This is a genomic window from Streptomyces sp. NPDC020681 (genome assembly GCF_044334895.1).
Lineage (GTDB): Bacteria > Actinomycetota > Actinomycetes > Streptomycetales > Streptomycetaceae > Streptomyces.
In genome coordinates this window covers 488,821-508,669 of the sequence record NZ_JBIRTX010000001.1, presented here as the reverse complement: position 1 = coordinate 508,669, position 19,849 = coordinate 488,821, and the positions used below count along the sequence as shown (strand labels likewise).

The 19,849-nt window shown below is 69.8% G+C and carries 15 protein-coding genes; 8 read left to right on the top strand and 7 right to left on the bottom strand.

The features are described from left to right. Window position 1: 1 nt before the first annotated feature. Both ACH4YL_RS02015 and purU read right to left on the bottom strand, forming a co-directional pair. Complete coding sequence (locus tag ACH4YL_RS02015) at window positions 2-793, bottom strand: IclR family transcriptional regulator (RefSeq protein WP_398503829.1); 792 nt, start codon at window positions 791-793, stop codon at window positions 2-4. Between the two features lie 32 nt (window positions 794-825). Further along, on the bottom strand, window positions 826-1,698 hold the full coding sequence (gene purU, locus ACH4YL_RS02010; RefSeq protein WP_398503828.1) for a formyltetrahydrofolate deformylase: 873 nt from the start codon (window positions 1,696-1,698) through the stop codon (window positions 826-828). A 251-nt stretch (window positions 1,699-1,949) separates the two neighbouring features. Here purU and ACH4YL_RS02005 point away from each other — a divergent pair, with 251 nt between their 5' ends. Then, a complete protein-coding gene (locus tag ACH4YL_RS02005; protein WP_398503826.1) occupies window positions 1,950-3,083 on the top strand; it encodes an aromatic ring-hydroxylating dioxygenase subunit alpha in 1,134 nt (377 codons plus the stop codon). A 39-nt stretch (window positions 3,084-3,122) separates the two neighbouring features. Then, window positions 3,123-5,417, top strand: coding sequence for an FdhF/YdeP family oxidoreductase (locus tag ACH4YL_RS02000; RefSeq protein WP_398503823.1), 2,295 nt, complete (start codon window positions 3,123-3,125; stop codon window positions 5,415-5,417). An 8-nt stretch (window positions 5,418-5,425) separates the two neighbouring features. Here the strand turns inward: ACH4YL_RS02000 and mshA are convergent, their stop codons facing one another. The 3 genes from mshA to ACH4YL_RS01985 are packed head-to-tail and all read right to left on the bottom strand — an operon-like array spanning window position 5,426 to window position 9,004. Beyond that, window positions 5,426-6,730 (bottom strand): D-inositol-3-phosphate glycosyltransferase, encoded by a 1,305-nt coding sequence (gene mshA, locus ACH4YL_RS01995; protein ID WP_398503821.1) that lies wholly within the window; start codon window positions 6,728-6,730, stop codon window positions 5,426-5,428. Further along, on the bottom strand, window positions 6,727-7,578 hold the full coding sequence (fdhD, locus tag ACH4YL_RS01990; RefSeq protein ID WP_398503820.1) for a formate dehydrogenase accessory sulfurtransferase FdhD: 852 nt from the start codon (window positions 7,576-7,578) through the stop codon (window positions 6,727-6,729). Before fdhD ends, mshA begins: the two co-directional genes overlap by 4 nt. A gap of 43 nt (window positions 7,579-7,621) precedes the next feature. Next, the gene (locus ACH4YL_RS01985; protein ID WP_398503818.1) at window positions 7,622-9,004 is read right to left on the bottom strand and encodes an L-serine ammonia-lyase; all 1,383 of its coding nucleotides are present in this window, start codon (window positions 9,002-9,004) and stop codon (window positions 7,622-7,624) included. A 282-nt stretch (window positions 9,005-9,286) separates the two neighbouring features. Between ACH4YL_RS01985 and ACH4YL_RS01980 the strand changes: the two genes are divergently transcribed. Beyond that, on the top strand, window positions 9,287-11,152 hold the full coding sequence (locus ACH4YL_RS01980; RefSeq protein ID WP_398503816.1) for a glycoside hydrolase family 15 protein: 1,866 nt from the start codon (window positions 9,287-9,289) through the stop codon (window positions 11,150-11,152). Window positions 11,153-11,155: 3 nt separating this feature from the next. On the opposite strand, the gene ACH4YL_RS01975 is transcribed toward ACH4YL_RS01980, so the two are convergent. Next, a complete protein-coding gene (locus ACH4YL_RS01975; RefSeq protein WP_398503814.1) occupies window positions 11,156-12,181 on the bottom strand; it encodes an alcohol dehydrogenase in 1,026 nt (341 codons plus the stop codon). A gap of 314 nt (window positions 12,182-12,495) precedes the next feature. On the opposite strand from ACH4YL_RS01975, the gene ACH4YL_RS01970 reads away from it, so the two are divergent. From ACH4YL_RS01970 to ACH4YL_RS01950, 5 genes are all read left to right on the top strand, one after another. Further along, complete coding sequence (locus ACH4YL_RS01970; RefSeq protein ID WP_398504373.1) at window positions 12,496-13,416, top strand: DUF3048 domain-containing protein; 921 nt, start codon at window positions 12,496-12,498, stop codon at window positions 13,414-13,416. A 151-nt stretch (window positions 13,417-13,567) separates the two neighbouring features. Further along, window positions 13,568-15,253: a LuxR C-terminal-related transcriptional regulator gene (locus ACH4YL_RS01965; RefSeq protein WP_398503812.1), complete on the top strand. Its 1,686-nt coding sequence runs from the start codon at window positions 13,568-13,570 to the stop codon at window positions 15,251-15,253. Between the two features lie 158 nt (window positions 15,254-15,411). After that, window positions 15,412-16,797, top strand: a complete 1,386-nt coding sequence (locus tag ACH4YL_RS01960; RefSeq protein ID WP_398503810.1) for an FAD-binding oxidoreductase — start codon at window positions 15,412-15,414, stop codon at window positions 16,795-16,797. 103 nt (window positions 16,798-16,900) lie between these two features. Continuing rightward, window positions 16,901-17,860, top strand: coding sequence for a class A beta-lactamase (bla, locus tag ACH4YL_RS01955; protein WP_398503808.1), 960 nt, complete (start codon window positions 16,901-16,903; stop codon window positions 17,858-17,860). Between the two features lie 10 nt (window positions 17,861-17,870). Next, entirely contained in the window at window positions 17,871-18,893 is a 1,023-nt protein-coding gene (locus ACH4YL_RS01950; RefSeq protein ID WP_398503806.1) for a zinc-dependent alcohol dehydrogenase family protein, read from the top strand. Here ACH4YL_RS01950 and ACH4YL_RS01945 read toward each other — a convergent pair. Continuing rightward, window positions 18,883-19,839, bottom strand: a complete 957-nt coding sequence (locus ACH4YL_RS01945; RefSeq protein ID WP_398503804.1) for a DMT family transporter — start codon at window positions 19,837-19,839, stop codon at window positions 18,883-18,885. The genes ACH4YL_RS01950 and ACH4YL_RS01945 overlap by 11 nt on opposite strands. Between the last annotated feature and the right edge of the window lie 10 nt (window positions 19,840-19,849).

Sequence of the window (19,849 nt, the reverse complement as noted above, 5' to 3'; positions counted from 1 at the left end):
GTCAGCCCGCGAAGCCGAGTCGGCGGCTCAGCTCGTCCGCCCCCTCGACCAGCACGGGTGCGAGCTCGTGCATCCGCTCCTCGGTGAGGCGGAAGGCGGGCCCCGAGGCGGTGAGGGCAGCGATGGTCTCGCCGTCGCGCGAACGCACAGGAGCGGCCATGGCGTTGAGGCCCTCCTCGTATTCCTCCACCGTCATGGCGTAGCCCCGCTTGCGGACATCGGCCAGATCCGCTTCCAGCTTCTTCCTGGAAGTCAGCGTGTGTGCCGTCATACGAGCAAGTCCGGCCGCGGCGATGAGCTCATCCCGACGCTTCGGCTCGAGGTGGGCCAAGAGGATCTTTCCGTTCGATGTGCAGTGCAGTGGTGTCTGCCGTCCGACCCAGTTCTGCGCGGTGATGGCGGACGGGCCGCGCACCTGGTCGAGGTTGATCACGTGGTGGGCCTCGAGCACCGCGATATTCAGCGTCTCGCCCAGTTCCTCGGCGAGACGCTCGCAGATCCCCCGGCCATGCTTGGTGACCTCGATGCGCCCCGTGACAGCACCGGCCAGGCGCACGATTCCGAAGCCGAGGCGGTACTTTCCACGCTCGCCCTCCTGCTCGACCATCCCATGCGCCTCCAGCGCGCCGAGCAGGCGAAAAGCAGTGGACTTGTGGACATCGATTGCCTCGGCCACTTCACTGACGCCTGCCTCGCCGCGCTGGGCCAGGATCTCCAGCACGGTGACAGCCCGGTCGACGGACTGCACACCGCCACTGGACGTGCCTGCGGACTCGGTGCCGTAGCTGCTCATGGCGAAACCATATGCGAACAGGTCAACCCGGGTCAGCGAAAGACGACCGAGCGATTGCCGTTGATCATGACCCGGCTCTGGCTGTGCCACTCCACGGCCCGGGCGAGGACCTGCGCCTCGACGTCGCGCCCCAGGGTGACCAGACTCTCGGGGCTCTGAGCGTGGTTCACGCGGATGACGTCCTGCTCGATGATGGGCCCCTCGTCGAGGTCCGGGGTGACGTAGTGCGCCGTGGCCCCGACGAGCTTGACGCCGCGCTCGTGCGCCTGGACGTACGGCCGCGCGCCCTTGAAACTCGGCAGGAACGAGTGGTGGATGTTGATCGCCCGGCCCTCGAGCTGCTTGCACAGATCGTTCGACAGGATCTGCATGTAGCGGGCGAGGACCACGAGGTCGATGTCGAGCTCGTCGACGAGCTGCAGCAGCCTCGCCTCCGCGTCGGCCTTCGTCTCCCGGGTCACGGGAATGTGGTGGAACGGGATCCCGTAGCTCTCGGCGAGCGGTTCGAAGTCCCGGTGGTTGGAGACGATCGCCGGCACCTCGATGTTCAGCGCGCCGGTGCGCCGCCGGAAGAGCAGGTCGTTCAGGCAGTGACCGAACTTCGACACCATGATCAGTGTGCGGGTCGGAGTCGACGCGTTGTGCAGCTGCCAGGAGATCCGGTACGCCTCCGCCACCGGGGCGAAGCCGGAACGCAGGTTCTCCAGGGACATGCTCGGATTCGAGACGTCGAAGTGCACACGCATGAAGAAGCGGTCCTGCAGCCGGTCGTCGAACTGCTGACTCTCCCGGATGTTCCCGGAGTGCCGGACGAGGAAGCCCGTGACGGCGTGGACGAGGCCGGAGCGGTCGGGGCACGACAGGGTGAGGACGAACTCGCCGTCGGGTTGCGGTCGAAGAGACACTGAGTCCTCCCGAAGGATGCGTATTACGCAACAGTGAGACTGATGCGCAACATGGTCCTGGTTGTGGCGCCCTGCGGTCAAGAGCCTGCACTCGACGTTGCCTCCCGGAGGCGGAGCGCCTTCGGCGGCCCCGGGAGACCTCTTGACAGCGGTTCGGGCGGCCTGCACTGTTTGTTGCGCAAGTCGATACGCGTTGCACATAAAGCAACTTCAGGGGTTCCTGCCCGAGACGCTTCCCTTTGAGGTGAACCATGACCACGACCGGCCTGCCCGACAGCCTGATCCCGACTCTCCCCGGTGATCACTACACCGACCCGGAGATCTTCCGTCTGGAGCAGGAGCGCATCTTCGAGTCCATGTGGTTCTGTGCGGCGCGCTCGTCGGAGCTGGCGAAGCCGGGTGCGTTCAAGACCGTCGACGTGGGACGGGAGAGCGTCCTGGTGACCCGGTCGCGGGACAACTCCGTCCGCGCCTTCTTCAACGTGTGCCGGCACCGGGGCGCGAAGCTGTGCACGGAGGAGTCCGGCGAGGTGAAGCGGGCGTTTCAGTGCCCGTACCACGCCTGGACCTACGACCTCAACGGCAAACTCGTCGCGGCTCCGAACCTGACGAAGATGCCGGACGTGGGCCGGACCGAGTACGGCCTGGCGGGCGTGGCGGTGCGCGAGTGGCTGGGCTATGTGTGGGTGTGCCTGGCCGAGAACCCGCCCTCGTTCCAGGAGTCGGTGATCGAGGACGTGGTGGCGCGTCTGGGGGACGTGGAGTCCATCGGCCGGTACGACATCGAGAGTCTGGAGGTCGGCAGGCGGATCGTCTATGACGTGAAGGCCAACTGGAAGCTGATCATCGAGAACTTCATGGAGTCCTACCACTGCGCGACGATCCACCCCGAACTGACCGAGGTGCTCCCGGAGTTCGCCGACGGCTTCGCGGCGCAGTACTACGTGGGGCACGGTGCCGAGTTCGGTGAGGACGTCAAGGGGTTCACCGTCGACGGCTCGGAGGGCCTGGACCGCATTCCCACGGTCTCCGAGGGACAGGACCGCCGGTACTACGCGATCACGGTGCGGCCGCAGGTGTTCATCAACCTGGTCCCCGACCACGTGATCTTCCACCGGATGTACCCGGTGGCCGTCGACCGGACGATCGTCGAGTGCGACTGGCTGTATCTGAAGGGCGTGGTGGAGAGCGGCCGGGACGTCAGCCGATCGGTGGAGCTGTTCGACCGGGTCAACCGGCAGGACTTCGACGCCTGTGAACGCTGCCAGCCGGCGATGAGCTCGCGCCTTTACGCGAAGGGCGGCGTCCTGGTGCCGAGCGAGCACCACATCGGCGAGTTCCACGACTGGGTCCAGGACCGTCTCGGCTCCGGCCGGCCCCAGTAGTTCCGTTCACTCAACCCCGAACACCGCGGAGCGCAACCGATGACCCGCAAGGCACCTGCCGAGGATCCCGGCGATGCCCGTCTGCGCGTGGACCGGCCGAAGGACTACGCCGCGGGAATACCCGCGGTCACCTCCTCGTTGCGCCACGCCCACTCGCAGATGGGCGTCCGCCGCAGTCTGCTGACCCTGCTGAGCGTCAATCAGAAGGAGGGCTTCGACTGTCCGGGATGCGCCTGGCCGGAGCCCGAGCGCCGGCACCGCGCCGAGTTCTGTGAGAACGGCGCCAAGGCGGTGGCGGAGGAAGCGACCCTGCGCCGGGTCACCCCGGAGTTCTTCGCCGAAAGCACACTGGCGGCGCTTGCCGAACGCAGCGACTACTGGCTCGGTCAGCAGGGACGTCTCACCCACCCCATGTACCGCCCCGCCGGCAGCGACCGATACCAGCAGGTCTCCTGGGACGAGGCGCTGGCCGTCGTCGCCCGGGAACTGGGCACCCTGGACTCCCCGGACCAGGCCGCCTTCTACACCTCGGGCCGGGCGAGCAACGAGGCTGCCTTCGCCTACCAGCTCCTCGTCCGGCTCTTCGGCACGAACAACCTGCCGGACTGTTCCAACATGTGCCATGAGTCGAGCGGATCCGCCCTGGTCGAGACCATCGGCATCGGCAAGGGCAGCGTCCGCCTGAAGGACATCTACGATGCCGACCTGATCCTCGTCGTGGGGCAGAACCCGGGCACCAACCACCCCCGGATGCTCTCGGCGCTGGAGACCGCGAAGGACCGCGGAGCCCGCGTCATCGCGGTCAACCCGCTGCCCGAGGCAGGACTTCTGCGGTTCAAGAACCCCCAGCGGCCTACCGGCATCGTCGGCGGCGGCACCCAGTTGTCCGACAGGTTCCTGCAGATCAGGCTCGGTGGGGACCAGGCCCTCTTCCAGGCCTTCAACCGCCTGCTCCTGGAGGCGGAGGACGAAGCCCCCGGCACGGTCCTCGACAGCGCCTTCATCACCGCGCACACCCACGGCTTCGAGGAGTTCGCCGGCCAGGCCCGCAAGGCGTCGTGGGACGACATCCTGGAAGCCACCGGCCTTTCGGCGAAGGAGATCAGGGCGGCCTTCCAGGAGGTACTGGCCGCCAAGAAGATCGTCGTCTGCTGGGCGATGGGCCTCACCCAGCATCGCCATTCGGTGCCGACCATCCGCGAGGTGGTCAACTTCCTGCTGCTGCGCGGCAACATCGGACGCTCCGGCACCGGCCTCTGCCCCGTCCGCGGGCACTCCAACGTCCAGGGCGACCGGACCATGGGCATCCACGAGAAGCCGGACGCCGCCTTCCTCGACGCACTCGGAGCGGAGTTCGGTTTCGTCCCGCCGAGCCGGCACGGCCACGACGCCGTGGAGACCATCCGAGCCATGCGCGACGGCCAGGTGCGGGTCTTCGTCGCTCTCGGCGGCAACTTCGCGTCCGCCGCTCCCGACACCGAACTCACCGAGCGAGCCCTGCGCAACTGCGAACTCACGGTGCAGATTTCCACCAAGCTGAACCGGTCCCACGCAGTGGCGGGCCGGCAGGCGCTCATTCTGCCCTGCCTGGGCCGCACCGAAGCCGATCTTCGGCCCGCGGGGCCTCAACTGGTGACGGTGGAGGACTCCATGGGCATGGTGCACCTCTCGCGCGGGCGGCTGACGCACGCGTCCGACGCACTGCTGAGCGAGGTCGCGATCATCTGCCGGATGGCGCGGGCGGTCCTCGGGGACGACGGTTCGCAGGTGCCCTGGGCGGAGTTCGAGGCGGACTACGACCGGATCCGGGACCGCATCGAACGCGTGGTGCCCGGCTTCGAGGACTTCAACGCCCGGGTGAGAGAGCCGGGCGGCTTCGCGTTGCCCCACCCTCCACGGGACGAGAGGCGCTTCCCCACCAGGACCGGGCTGGCCAACTTCACCGTCAACCCCCTGGAGGTGATGCGCGTCCCGCCGGGGCGGCTCATCCTCCAGACCATTCGCTCGCACGACCAGTACAACACCACCATCTACGGCCTGGACGACCGTTACCGCGGCGTCCACCAAGGCCGCAGGGTCCTCTTCGTACATCCGGACGACCTCGCCGCACACGGCCTGGCCGATGGCGATCAGGTCGACATCATCAGTGAGTTCTCCGACGGGGTCGAGCGACGGGCACCGGCCTTCCGTACGGTCGCGTACTCCACCCCCCGCGGTTGCTGCGCCGCCTACTTCCCCGAGACCAACGTCCTCGTTCCGCTGGACTCCACCGCGGAGGTCAGCAACACGCCCACCTCCAAGTCCATCGTGGTCCGGCTGGAGCCGGCCCGCTGAGAGGCCCTTCAGCCACGCTCCCGCATCGCCGCCGCGTACACGTCCGCCGTGACCGCGGCGGCCGTGTCCCAGCCGAACGACCTGGCGTGCCGGGCGGCGGCCGCGCCCATCCGGGCGGAGAGCGCCGCATCGTCGGCGAAGCGGCGCAGCGCCCGCGCGTAGTCCGCAGGACGGTGCCCCGGTACGAGGACACCGGTCATCCCGTCCCGTACCGCCACTGGCAGGCCGCCGACCGCTGCTGCGATCACCGGGGTACCGCACGCCTGAGCCTCGGCGGCCACCAGGCCGAAGGACTCGCTGTAGGACGGCATGACCAGCATGGTGGCCGCCCGGTACCAGTGCACCAGCTCTGCCTGACCGACCGGCGGATGAAAGAGCACGACCTCGGAGATGCCGAGTTGGGCGGCGAGCTTGTGCAACTCGTCCGGTTTGGCGAGGCCGCTGCCGCTCGGCCCGCCGACGACCGGCACGACGATCCGTTCGCGCAGTCCAGGCTGCTCCTCCAGCAGCCGGGCCACCGCGAGCAGCAGGATGTCCGGGGCCTTGAGGGGCTGGATGCGGCCGGCGAAGAGTGGTACCAGCGCCTCCTGCGGTAGCCGGAGACGGGCGCGGGCCGCGGTCCGGCCGGCCTCGATCCCGCCGGCGTGGGGCCGGAAGAGGTCCAGGTTCACGCCGGGGTGGACGACGGCGACCTTGGCGGGATCGGCGGCGTAGTGGTGGAACAACTCGTCCGCTTCTCTATCGGTGTTGGCGATGAGCCGATCCGCGGCCCGGACGATCTGTGTCTCCCCGAGCACGCGGGACACGGGCTCGGGGGTGTCGCCCTCGGCGAGGGACGCGTTCTTGACCATGGCCATGGTGTGCATCGTGTGCACGAGTGGTACGCCCCAGCGCCTGGCGGTGAGCCGGCCGACGTGTCCGGAGAGCCAGTAGTGCGAGTGCAGCACGTCGTAGTGTCCGGGACGGCGACCGGCCCAGGCCTGCATCACGCCGTGCGTGAAGGCGCACAACTGCGTCGGCAACTCCTCCTTGACCAGGCCCTCGTAAGGGCCCGCGGCCACATGCCGTGCGAACACCCCTTGCGCCAGCTCGACGACGGGAGGAAGCGTCGCGGAGGTGGCACGGGTGAAAATGTCCACCTCCATGCCGATCGCGGCAAGGCGCTTGGCGAGTTCGACGACGTAGACGTTCATCCCACCGGCGTCCCCGGTACCGGGTTGGTGCAGCGGCGAGGTGTGCACACTGAGCATCGCGACGCGGCGCGGGCGGCGACGGCCGGGGAACCCACCGGTCCCCGTCCCCTGCTGGCTCACTTCGAGAGACCTCCTCGCGGCCGCACGGCAATGCGCTGCTCCCCCGCGTACACGTTCATGGAGCTGCCGCGCAGGAAGCCGACCAGCGTGAGACCGGTCTCCACCGCCAGATCAACCGCGAGGGAGGACGGGGCCGAGACCGCCGCCAGCACCGGGACGCCCGCCATGACCGCCTTCTGCGCCAGCTCGAAGGACGCGCGGCCGGAGACCAGCAGGATGCTCCGGGACAGCGGCAGCTCGTCGGACTGCAGAGCGCGGCCGATCAGTTTGTCGACGGCGTTGTGCCGCCCCACGTCCTCACGCAGGTCCAGCAGCTCTCCCTCCGCAGAGAACAGCCCTGCGGCGTGCAGGCCCCCGGTGCGGTCGAAGACCCGTTGTGCGGCCCGCAGCCGATCGGGGAGGGCCGCCAGCAGCTCGGGGTCGATCCGGACCGGGGGAGTGTCGGCGATCGGCCAGCGGGCGGTGGTCCGTACGGCGTCCAGGCTCGTCTTCCCGCACAGGCCGCACGAAGAGGTGGTGTACACGTTCCGCTCCAGCGAGATGTCCGGCACCACCACTCCGGGGGCGAGCCGCACGTCGACGACGTTGTACGTGTTCGCACCGTCCACTGTTGCGCCCGCGCAGTACACGATGTTCGCCAGTTCCTCGGCCCGGCCGAGGACGCCCTCGCTCACCAAAAATCCGGCGGCCAGCGCGAAGTCGTCGCCGGGTGTGCGCATGGTGACCGCGAGGGGGCGGCCGTTCAGCCGTATCTCCAGCGGCTCCTCCGCGACCAGAGTGTCGGGGCGGCTGCTCACCGCACCGTCCCGAATACGCAGCACGCGCCGCCGCTCGGTGACCCGGCCCATGAAACTCACCCCCAGCTCGACGACACCGCCGACTCCCGTGTCCTCAGCACTCGATGACGTTGACCGCGAGTCCGCCGCGGGCCGTCTCCTTGTACTTGACCTTCATGTCGGCGCCCGTCTCCTTCATGGTCTTGATGACCTTGTCCAGGGAGACGTGGTGGCGGCCGTCGCCACGCAGAGCCATCCGGGCCGCGGTGACGGCCTTGACCGCCGCCATTCCGTTGCGCTCGATGCACGGGATCTGCACCAGACCGCCGACCGGGTCGCAGGTCAGGCCCAGGTTGTGCTCCATGCCGATCTCCGCGGCGTTCTCCACCTGCTCGGGAGTGCCGCCCAGCACCTCGGCGAGCGCGCCCGCGGCCATCGAGCAGGCCGAGCCGACCTCGCCCTGGCAGCCGACCTCGGCGCCGGAGATGGAGGCGTTCTCCTTGAACAGCAAGCCGATGGCACCGGCCGCCAGCAGGAAACGGACGATGCCGTCGTCGTCGGCGCCGGGCACGAAGTTGAGGTAGTAGTGCATGACGGCCGGGATGATGCCGGCGGCCCCGTTGGTCGGGGCGGTGACCACCCGGCCGCCGGCGGCGTTCTCCTCGTTGACCGCCATCGCGTAGAGAGTCACCCACTCCATCGCCCGACCTGCCGGATCGCCGTCCGCCCGCAGCGCCTTGGCCACCGCGGCGGCCCGGCGGCGGACCTTGAGCCCGCCCGGCAGAATGCCCTCGCAGGACAGGCCGCGGGACACACACGCCTCCATCACGTGCCAGATCTCCAGCAGGCCCTCGCGGATCTCGGCCTCGGTGCGCCAGGCTTTCTCGTTCTCCAGCATGAGGGCCGAGATCGACAGACCCGTCTCCCGGGTCAGGAGCAGCAGCTCGTCACCGCCGCCGAAGGGGTACTTCAACACTGTGTCGTCCGGCTTGATGCGGTCCTCGCCGGCCGCATCCTCGTCGACGACGAACCCACCGCCGACCGAGTAGTACGTCTTCTCCTGCAGCGGCAGCCCCTCGGCGTCGTACGCGAAGAGCGTCATGCCGTTGGCGTGGTACGGCAGGGAACGACGGCGGTGCAGCACCAGCTGCCTGTCCACGTCGAAGCCGATCTCGTGCGCATCGCCGACATCGCGGCCCAGCAGCCGCAGCCGTCCCGCCGACGTGATGCGCTCGACGTCCAGCTCGGCCTGAGAGATGTCCACCGTGTGCGGCTCGTTGCCCTCCAGGCCGAGCAGAACGGCCTTGGGGGTGCCGTGACCGTGGCCGGTGGCGCCGAGGGAGCCGAAGAGCTCGGCCCGTACCGATGCCGTCCTGGCCAGGAGCCCTTCCTCCTGCAGGCGGCCGACGAACATGCGGGCGGCCCGCATTGGGCCGACCGTGTGCGAACTGGACGGGCCTATGCCGATGGAGAAGAGATCGAACACGGAGATGGCCACGGGCGGCTTCCTTGTCTGCGCGTGGGCGTGTTGTCCGGCGGTACTGGTACGTGGCGGGAAGCAGTGCGAGGCCAGGCGGCCGGCAGCTCGAAATGAAGGGAGCGTTTCTGATTACACAACCACCATCTCTATGCGCAACAGCTTTTCCCTCGGGTCGGTTGTTGTCAAGAGGAGGAGCCTCACCACCCATGCCGGTCACCTACGAGGGGGCGCAGCAGGCCGCACGCGCCTACGCTGGACGCATCGGCGAGTTGCCGGGACTGGTTCTGACAGGTGTGAGCGATGGAGAGAACGCAAGCGCAGACGTCGAGGACCGCCGATCCGAGCGGCTATCTGCCGATCGAGGAGCATGGTCTGATCGGCGACCTGCGCACGGCGGCGCTCGTCGGCACCGACGGCCGTATCGACTGGTTCTGCGCTCCGCGCTTCGACTCGCCCAGCCTCTTCGGCTCGCTGCTCGACTGTCATCGGGGCGGTTACTGGGAGATCGCGCCGGTCTGCCGACAGGTGAAGCATCACCAGTTCTACTTTCCGGACACGAACATCCTCCTCACACGCATGCTCACAGAGGACGGCATCGTCGAGATCCAGGACTTCATGCCCATCCTGCGGGAGAAGGACCCGCGGCACCGGCAACGCCTGGTGCGCCGAGTGGTCAATGTGCGCGGCGGCATAGCCCTGAGGGTGCGGATCGCGCCGCGCATGGACTACGGCCGCGAGGAGCCCCGTACGGAGCGGATGGAGCAGGGCGTGCGGTTCACTGGCGAGACGCTCGCCGTCTCAGTGCGCTCCACCGTCGATCTGAAGCTCGATGCCACCGACGCGTACGCGGAGTTCAGCCTCAACGAGGGCGAGACAGCTCTCTTCGTACTCGAGACGAGCGACGATCGGGACGATTCGGCGAACGGCGCTCTGGATGCCACGACTGCCGACGAGCTCTTCGACGCCACGGTGGCCTTCTGGCGGCGCTGGCTCAGCCAGTCCACCTACACAGGCCGCTGGCGCGAGATGGTTCACCGCTCGGCTCTCACGCTCAAGCTGATGACCCACGAGCCGACGGGTGCGATCATCGCCTCCCCTACGCTCGGGCTTCCCGAACAGGTCGGCGGCCCGCGGAACTGGGACTACCGGTACGTATGGATCAGGGACGCCGCCTTCTCCCTGTACGCGCTGCTGCGCCTGGGCTTCATGCAGGAAGCCCAGGAGTTCATCGAGTGGCTGGCCGAACGCCTGCGCACCGCGACCGCCGGGCCCGCGGGCCCCTTGCACGTCATGTACTCGATCGACGGTCATGCCGATCTGCCCGAAGAGGTTCTCGGTCACCTGGAGGGCTATCGGGGGTCGTATCCGGTGCGCGTCGGCAACAGCGCCAGCGACCAGCGTCAGCTGGACATCTACGGTGAACTGATCGACTCGATCTACCTGTTCAACAAGTACGGCGTCGGTATCTCGCACGACAGCTGGGCCGACCTCTGTCAGATCCTCGAGTGGCTGCTGGAGAACTGGGACAGCACCGACGAGAGCATCTGGGAGACCCGGGCCGGCCAGCAGGATCACACGTACTCACGGCTCATGTGCTGGGTCGCGGTCGAGCGCATGATCAGAATGGCCCGGCAGCGCGGCCTGCCCGGCGACCTGGGCCGCTGGGCCATGGTCCGCGACGAGATCTACCGGCAGATCATGGCGCGCGGCTGGGACCCGGAGGTCGGAACCTTCGTCCAGCGCCTCGCGGCCGACTCCGGGCCGCCCGAGACGATCATGGATGCGTCCCTGCTGCTGATGCCCATGGTCAAGTTCCTCTCACCGACCGACCCACGGTTCCGGTCCACCGTCGACGCCATCGCCGACCGTCTCGTGGTGGACAGCCTGGTGTTCCGCTACGACCCGGAGCAGGCGCCCGACGGCCTGGACGGCACCGAGGGTACGTTCTCCATCTGCTCGTTCTGGTGGGTCGAGGCGCTTGCCCGCACCGGCGACGTGGAGCGCGCCAGGCTCGCGCTGGAAAAGATGTTCACCTACGCCAACCATGTGGGTCTGTACGCCGAGCAGATCGGACTGACGGGTGAGCACCTCGGCAACTTCCCGCAGGCATTCACCCATCTCGCGCTCATCAGCTCGGCGATCAACCTCGACCACAGGATGGGCTGAAGGTCAGCGGGCGGTGAGCACCATGCGGAAGCGTGCCGTGCCGGACAGCATCTTCCGGTACGCCTCATCGGCCTGTTCCAGCGGCATGATCTCCGTCATCGGGCGGATGCCGTGCAGGACGCTGAACTCCATGGTGTCCTGCACGTCCTGCGCGGTGCCGGACGGATGGCCGCGCACGATCCTGCCTGGCATGAGCAGCTGAACCGGGTTGATTCCCAGCGGCTCGGGGGACACGCCGATCACCACCAGCTCGCCGCGGCGACGCAGCCCGTCCACGGTCGCCGTGATGGCGTCGGAATTCGCGGCGGTGGCCAGGACGACCTGGGCGCCGCCGAGGGCCTGCAGTGCGTCCGCGACCGTGGTGTCCGCCGTGCTGTCGATGTAGTGGTGTGCGCCGAGCTGCTTGGCGAAGTCGGCCTTGCCCGCTCCGCGGGCGATGGCCACGGTCTCGTAGCCCATGGCGGCCGCGTAACGCACTCCCAGGTGGCCGAGGCCGCCGATGCCGAGCACGGCGACCAGGTCGCCGGGCCGCGCGGAGCTGCGCCGCAGACCGTTGTACGTGGTCACCCCGGCACAGCCCAAGGGCCCGGCGTCCGTCGCCGCCAGCGCGTCGGGGATCCTGGCCAGGGCATCGGCCGGTGCGATCACGGCCTCGGCGAAACCGCCGTCGTATGCCCATCCGGGGATCTTCAGGTTCACACACACCACGAAATCGCCCTGCCGGCACGGCGTGCAGTAGCCACAGCTGCCGCCGAACCAGCCCACCACCACCCGGTCGCCCACCTGCCAACCGCGGCTCTGCGTTCGCTCGCCGAGCTCATCGATGCGCCCGGCGATCTCATGCCCGGGGACCAGCGGAAACCGGACGCCCGGAAACGCGGCGTCGACGAATCCGACGTCGCTGTGGCAGACGCCGCACGCGTCCACGGCAATCCGTACATGGCCGGGGCCCGGTTTCGGTACCTCGCGCTCGACGATCTCGAAGGGCCCGCCGGCGGCGGCCACCTGAGCAACTCGATAGGTGCTCATCCGAATCTCTCCCGGGATGCAGCTGGGACCGGTGCTCCCAGAACCATCAGACCATGTCCCGTCCTGTCCCGCGCGTGGGCTCGGGGCCCAGGTGAACCCCGGTATCCCGCGCTGTCGGGCACCGGGCCCGGGCAGGCCAACTTGCAAGGCGACACCGCTTCGACATACCGCCTCACGCCTTCGACATACCGCCTCACGCCGCGCCACCGCAGAATGGAGAGATGGGGAACAGACCGAGCCGTAGCCAGGTCGGAGAGGTTCACAACCGTGCTGTCCGGGGGACGGGTCGGCGGTCGGCCGCGGCCACGCTCGCGATGCTGTTCACCGCGGTCGCCGTCGCCGTGTCGGGATGCCAGGGCGGCGGCAGTCCGGCGCCGGACGACCGTGCACGGTCCACCGGCCCATCCGTTTCCGACTCGCCCGTACTCGCGGTGAAGATCGACAACGTCCGCCCCGCCAGGCCCCCGACGGGTCTCGACGCGGCGGACATCGTCTATGTCGAGCAGGTGGAGGCGGGTCTCAGCCGCCTGCTCGCCGTCTACTCCTCCCAGCTGCCGCCGGTCATCGGTCCGGTACGCAGCGCCCGCGAAACCGACCTGGAACTGCTCCGGCAGTTCGACCGGCCGGTCCTCGCCTTCTCCGGGGCACAGAGCAAACTCTTGCCGCTCATCGAGGCAGCTCCGCTGCGCCCGCTTCCGCCGGGAGAGGCGCCGGACGCGTACTTCCGCGGCCGGGACCGGGCCGCCCCGCACAACCTCTATCTGAGGCCCGAGCGCGCCGTGCCCGAGGCGTCCGGTGTGAACGCCGCCGAGTACGCCGGGTTCGAGTTCGGGCCGGCACCACAGGGCGGCAAACCGCTGCCCCGCTACACCGTCCGCTACCCGGCCGCCCGCTTCGACTTCAGCTGGTCGGCGGAGCGCAAGCAATGGCTGGTCGCCATGGACGGGACCCCTTCCCGCACGCAGGCGGGCCGGCAGCTGAGCGCGGCCACCGTCATCGTCCAGCACGTGACGGTGCGCCCGTCGCGCTTCCACGACCGAGGGGGAAACACGACCCCGTACACCGAGACAGTGGGCTCCGGCACCGCGCTCGTACTGCGCGACGGCATGGTGCACGAGGCCGAATGGGAGCGCGGCGCGGCCGAGTCCGGTACCGCCTTCACGACGCCGGACGGACGGGACATGACGTTCGCCGCCGGGCAGACCTGGGTCGTGTACGCGCCCGCGCCTCGCTGACCAGGGCGCCGGCGCGCGAGCGCCGGTCCCCTTTCGCCGTCCGGCCCGGGTGCAGTGCGCGCAGTGCGCCTCAAGCCGCTCCTCTTGGAGCCGCCCGCTCCTATCCTGGTGAGGGGTAGTCCGGCTCGTGGGGAGCGAGGAGGGTGCCGCGGTGGCCGATCAGATCACCGGCAGTGCGCAGGCGATCGAGCAGGCGATCCAGCAGGCAAGAGACGCTGTCGCCCGCGAGGCATGGGCCGATGCGTACGCCGTTCTGCGCGACCTCGACCCCGGGCGGCTGACCCCGGACGACCTGGCCGCACTGGCCGACGCCGCCTGGTGGACCAGTCACGTCGAGGAGTCGATCGCGGCGCGGACCAAGGCGTACTCCGGCTATGTGGCGGAGGGCGCGGGGAGGCAGGCCGGATACATGGCCTGGCTGCTCTTCTACGAGCACCAGCTGGCATCCCGTACCGCCGCGGCCGCCGGCTGGCTGCGCCGGGCGCGGCAGCACCTCGACAGCGAACCCGAGTGTGTCGAGCAGTGCTATCTCGCCTGGGTCGAGGCGGAGGACGCACAGCAGCGCGGCGCGTTCGACGAGGCCATGAACTCGGCCCGGCGCATGGCGGGTATCGCGCGGCGCTGCGGCAGTCCGGATCTCCTCGCCATGAGCTCCCAGGCGCAGGCGGGCGTGCTGCTGGCGCAGGGACGGATCGCCGGCGGGCTCGCCCTGCTCGACGACGCCATGTGCTCGGCCATGGCCGGCGAGCTCAGCTCGTTCTTCACCGGGTGGATCTACTGCCTGGGTCTCCAGCAGTGCATGGCCTCCGCCGACCTGGAGCGGGCCGTCGAGTGGACCGACGCCGCCATGGCCTGGTGCGCGTCGATGCCCGAGGAGAACAGCTTCCGGGGTCTGTGCCGGGTGCACCGGGTCGAGGTGCTCGAACTGTGCGGCGACTGGCCCCGGGCCGCCACCGAGGCCGTCGTGACCTGCGAGGAGCTGCTGCCGTACGAGGCCCGGACGGCCGCCGAGGCGTTCTACCTGAGCGGCGGCATCCAGCGGCGGCGCGGCGAGCTGGCCGCGGCCGAGGCGTCGTACGAGCGGGCGCACGAGCTGGGCCGCGACCCGCAGCCCGGACTCGCGCTGCTGCGGCTGGCCCAGGGCAAGGCCGACTCCGCCGCCGCGGCCCTGCGGATCGCGCTGGCTGCCGAGGAAGGCGACGGTCCCGGCCGGCTCGAGCGCTGCCGGCTGCTCGCCGCCCAGGTCGAGGTCTCCCTCGCCCTCGGACAGCTCGACCAGGCCCGTATGGCAGCCGGCGAACTGGACTCGACCGCGCGCGACTGGCAGCAGCGACGCGAGTCCGAGACCACCGTGCTGCACGCCATCGCCGCGGCCGCGGGCGGCGCGGTGGCGTTCGCCGACCGCGACCTCGAACGTGCGCTGCCGTTGCTGCGCCGGGCGCTGTCGCTCTGGCTGGAGCTCGGAGTCCCGTACGAGGCCGCGCAGGTCCGGATGGCTCTCGCCTCCGCCGACCGCGCCGCCGGGGACGACGAAGGCGCACGGCTGGAACTGCGTGCCGCACAGGCGGTGTTCGAGCGGCTGGGCGCGGTGCCCGACGCCCGGCGGGCGGCCGCCCTGCTCAGCGCTGTGCACGATCAGCTCCCGGGCGAGCTCACCGGGCGCGAGGTCCAGGTGCTGCGCCTTGTCGCCGCGGGCCGCACCAACCGGTCCATCGCCTCCGAGCTGGTGATCAGCCAGCACACCGTCGCCCGTCACCTCAACAACATCTTCGCGAAGCTCGGTGTGTCGTCGAGGGCCGCGGCCACGGCGTACGCCTACACGCACGGACTGGCGTGACGGCGCATGGGCCGTTCTGCCCATGCCGCGGATCCGCGAGATGGGCGGTTCCGGCGATGAGCGCCGCCGGCTGCCGCGTCTAGAACGGATGCGTATCCCTTCCCCGAAGACTCGGAAGACTCGGAAGGCCCCGAAGACGCGGAAGGCCGGTGGCGGCCATGACGACCTACACAACAACCCTCGACGACACGATGGTGGAGCGGCTCCAGGCAGCCGTGCACGGTGAGATCGTGCGGCCCGGCGATCCCGACTACGACGAGGCCCGCGCCGTGTACAACGCCATGCACGACAAACGGCCGGCGGCCGTCGTGCGGGCCGTCGACGTGGGCGACATCGTCGCCACCGTCGGCTTCGCCCGCGAGCACGATCTGCTGCTGGCCGTGCGCGGCGGCAGCCACAGCGTCACCGGCGCCGGCACCTGCGACGACGGCATCGTCCTCGACCTCGGCCGGATGCGCGGGATCCGGGTCGACCCGCAGACGCGCACGGCCCGGGCCGAGGGCGGCAGCACCTGGGCCGACTTCAACCACGCCACGAACGCCTTCGGACTGGCCACCACGGGCGGGGTCGTGTCCAGCACCGGCATCGGCGGGCTGACGACCGGAGGCGGCATGGGCCATCTGGCCCGGGCCTGCGGGCTGGTCTGCGACAACCTGATCTCGGCCGACCTGGTCACCGCCGACGGATCCTTCGTGACCTGTACCCAGGAGCGCAACGCCGACCTGCTGTGGGCACTGCGCGGCGGAGGCGGCAACTTCGGGGTCGTCGCGTCCTTCGAGTACCGGCTGCATCCGGTGGCCGACATTCTCGGCGGGCCGACGTTCTACCCCCTCGACGGCGACACGATGCGGCGATACCGCGAGCTGATCGCCGATTCCGACGAGAAGCTCGGCGCGCTGCTGGTCGTCGGGCTCGGCCCGCCGGTCCCGTTCCTGCCCGAGCGCTGGCACGGGCGGCCGCTGTGCGGAGTGGTGACCTGCTGGAGCGGCCCCGAGGAAGAGGACGACCAGATCCGTGCCCGTCTCGCCGGCCTCGGTCCGGTGGTGGGGCAGTACGTAGAACGCATGCCGTATCCGGTGATCAACACGCTCTTCGACGAAATGCTCCCCGCGGGTCTCTTCCACTACTGGAAAGGCACCTTCAGCCGCGGACTGCCGGACGGAGCGATCGACGCGCACGTTGAGTACGGCGCCACGACGCCCACCATCCAGAGCTCGACCGTGATCTTCCCGATCGACGGCGCCTGCCACCGGGTGGGCCCCGAGGACACCGCGTTCGCCTACCGGGACGCCGACTTCTCGACCGCCATCGGCCCGGCTCTCCTGACCCGGGCCGACTGCGAGGCCACCGTCGGCTGGGCGCGCGCCTACGCCGCGGCGCTGGAGCCGCACTCCCTGGAGGGCGGCTATGTGAACTTCATGGACCACGACGACCAGGACCGCGTCCGGGCCAACTACCGGCAGAACTACGACCGTTTGAGGGAGATCAAGCGGCGCTACGACCCCGGCAACCTGTTCCGTCTGAACCACAACATCGCGCCATAAGAAGGAGCCGGCAGCGGAAAGGAACCGATCGCGCTGTCGAGGTTGTCTTGATCATTGAGAGAAGCCGATTGAGACCAGCCGTTCGACAGCGAAGGATTCCACCGTGGACACGCGAGGAGCCGCACCCACCCGTCGCTCACTTCTGGCCCTCGGCGCCGGGGCGGCACTCGCGGCCGCCTGCACTCCCGCCGGCGGGACGGCGTCCGCGGCCCCGGCGGGCGGATCCGCGTCTGCGGCACAGGGATCCGCGGCCCCGGCCAAGGACGGAGAGGAGATCTCCGGACAACTGCGCGATCTTGAGCGTACGCATGCGGCACGGCTGGGCGTGTTCGCGCACAATGTCGCCACCGGCGCGACCGTGCGCCACCGCGCGGACGAACGCTTTCCGATCTGCTCGGTGTTCAAGCCACTCGCCGTTGCGGCCGTGCTGCGCGATCTCGACCGGGACGGCGCCTTCCTCGCCAGGCGCATCCGGTACACCGAGTCGGACCTGGCGACCCATTCACCGATCACCGGTACGGCAGAGCACCTCGCCGGCGGCATGACCGTCGAGGAACTGTGTGACGCCGCCATCCGCCACAGCGACAACACCGCCGCAAACCTCCTCCTGCGGGAGCTGGGCGGGCCCACCGCGATCACCCGGTTCTGCCGCTCCATAGGCGATCCGGCCACGCGGCTCGACCGGTGGGAGACTGAACTGAACTCGGCGGAACCGTGGCGCGTGGAGGACACCACCACCCCGCGGGCCATCGCGGGGACCTATACGCGGCTCTGCCTCCGCGACGGGCTCGAGCCGCAGGACCGGAAGCGGTTGACCGGATGGCTGCTGAAGAACACGACCAGCGGGGAACAGTTCCGCAAGGGACTCCCCAAGGACTGGAGCGTCGCGGACAAGACCGGCTCCGGGAAGTACGGAACCGGGAACGACGTGGGCATCGCCTGGACCGCCGACCGCTCACCGATCGTGCTGGCCGTGCTCACGACCAAGAACGATCCCGCCGCCAAGGCCGACTACCCGCTGATCGCCAAGACCGCCGCGGCGCTCGCGAAGGCCCTCACATGACGGGAGAGCGATGACGGCCTCTGAGGTACCCGTGCCGACATCCGCCTGGGTGGTCGAGCGGCCCGGGCCGATCGCGTCCACCCCGCTGCGGCTCGTCGAGCGCGAGACTCCCGGGCCCGGGCCGGGCGAGCTGCTGGTGCGGGTGCGCGCCTGCGGGGTGTGCAGGACCGACCTGCATCTGGCCGAGGGCGATCTGGCACCGCACCGGACACGCTGCACGCCGGGCCACGAGGCCGTGGGAGAGGTGATCGCCGCCGGGCCCGGCGTTTTGGACCTTCGCGTCGGCGACCGGGTGGGGGCGGCCTGGCTGGCCGGAACCTGCGGAGAGTGCCGCTACTGCCGCACCGGCCGGGAGAACCTGTGCCCCGCCTCGCGCTACACCGGCTGGGACATCCACGGTGGTTACGCCGACCACCTGCTCGTGGACGCGCGCTACGCCTACCGCCTGCCGGAGGGGTGGAGCGACGAGGACGCCGCACCTCTGCTGTGCGCGGGGATCATCGGCCACCGGGCACTGGAACGGGCGGAGCTGCCGCCCGGCGGCCGGCTCGGCATCTACGGGTTCGGCGCCTCCGCCCATCTGACGGTGCAGCTCGCCCTGGCCCGCGGTGCCGAAGTCCATGTCGTCACGCGCTCGCCGCATGCCCAGCGGCTGGCCCTCGAGCTGGGAGCGGCCTCGGCGGGAGCCGACGCACCTCCGCAGCCGCTGGACTGCGCGATCCTTTTCGCCCCGGTCGGGAATCTGGTGCCGGTGGCGCTCGCTGCGCTCGACCGGGGCGGCACACTCGCGATCGCCGGGATCCACCTGAGCGAGATACCACCGCTCGACTACGACCGGCACCTGTTCCAGGAGCGGACCGTACGCAGCGTCACCGCCAACACCCGTGCGGACGGCCGCGCGTTCCTCGCCGAGGCGGCGCGGCTGCGTCCGAGCGTGCGGGTCACGCGCTATCCGATGCGGCGGGCGGACCAGGCCCTGAAGGACCTGGCGGCGGGACGGATCACCGGGGTGGCCGTGCTCGTCACACCGTGACCGAGCGCCCGTCCGGCTCTTTCGCTTCAGCCGGGGTCCGCCTCGGGCCGGCACTGGCGCGGTGGGCGCGTTCGACGGACTGGCCCCAGTAGGTCCCGGCGACCATCAGTGCCGCACCGAGGGCGGTGGCGACGGTGAGCCGTTCGCCGCCCAGACCGATGCCGATCACGACGGCCCAGACCGGCTCGGTGCCCAGGAGAAGGCTGGCCCGGCTGGCGGAGGTGCGTTGCACCGCCCAGGTCTGGGCGAGGAAGGCGAACACGCTGCAGAACAGGGCGAGATAGATCAGCTGGGTCCAAGTCGCGGCACCGGCCTGGGCCAGCACCGGCAGCTCGCCCGCCGCGGGCACCAGGAACAGGGCAGAACCGACGACTGTCTGAATGGCCGTCAGTTGCAGCGGACGCAGAGTGCGGCCCGTGGTCAGCCGCCCGACCAGCGCCACATGCACCGCCCGCACCACAGCGGCGACAAGCATCAACAGGTCGCCGAGTCCTGGAGCGTGCAGGCCGTCGCCCGACATCAGCAGCCCGACGGCCAGTACGCACACGCCGGTTGCGGCGAAGAACCTGGGCGGCAGCATGCCCTGCCGGCCGGTGCGGTCCAGAAACGGGGTGAGCACGATGGTCAGGCTGATGATGAGGCCGGCGTTGGCCGCGCTGGTGTGCGCGACGCCGTATGTCTCGAGAACCAGTACGGCAGCCTGGGTGACTCCCAGCACGGACCCGATCCTGATCTCCTCCCGGGTGCAGCGGCCGGACCTCCGGCGGGCGGCGACGGCGATGACAGCGATGACGGCGATGCACGCAAGCGCGGAGATCGCATACCGCGCGAACAGCACCACCAGGACCGGGGTGGCATCGGTGGCTGTCTTGGCCGCGAGGTAGCTGGAGCCCCAGACGATCGCGACAAGCAGAAGTACCAGGTCGGTACGGCGGGAATCAGGCACGCCCCAACCC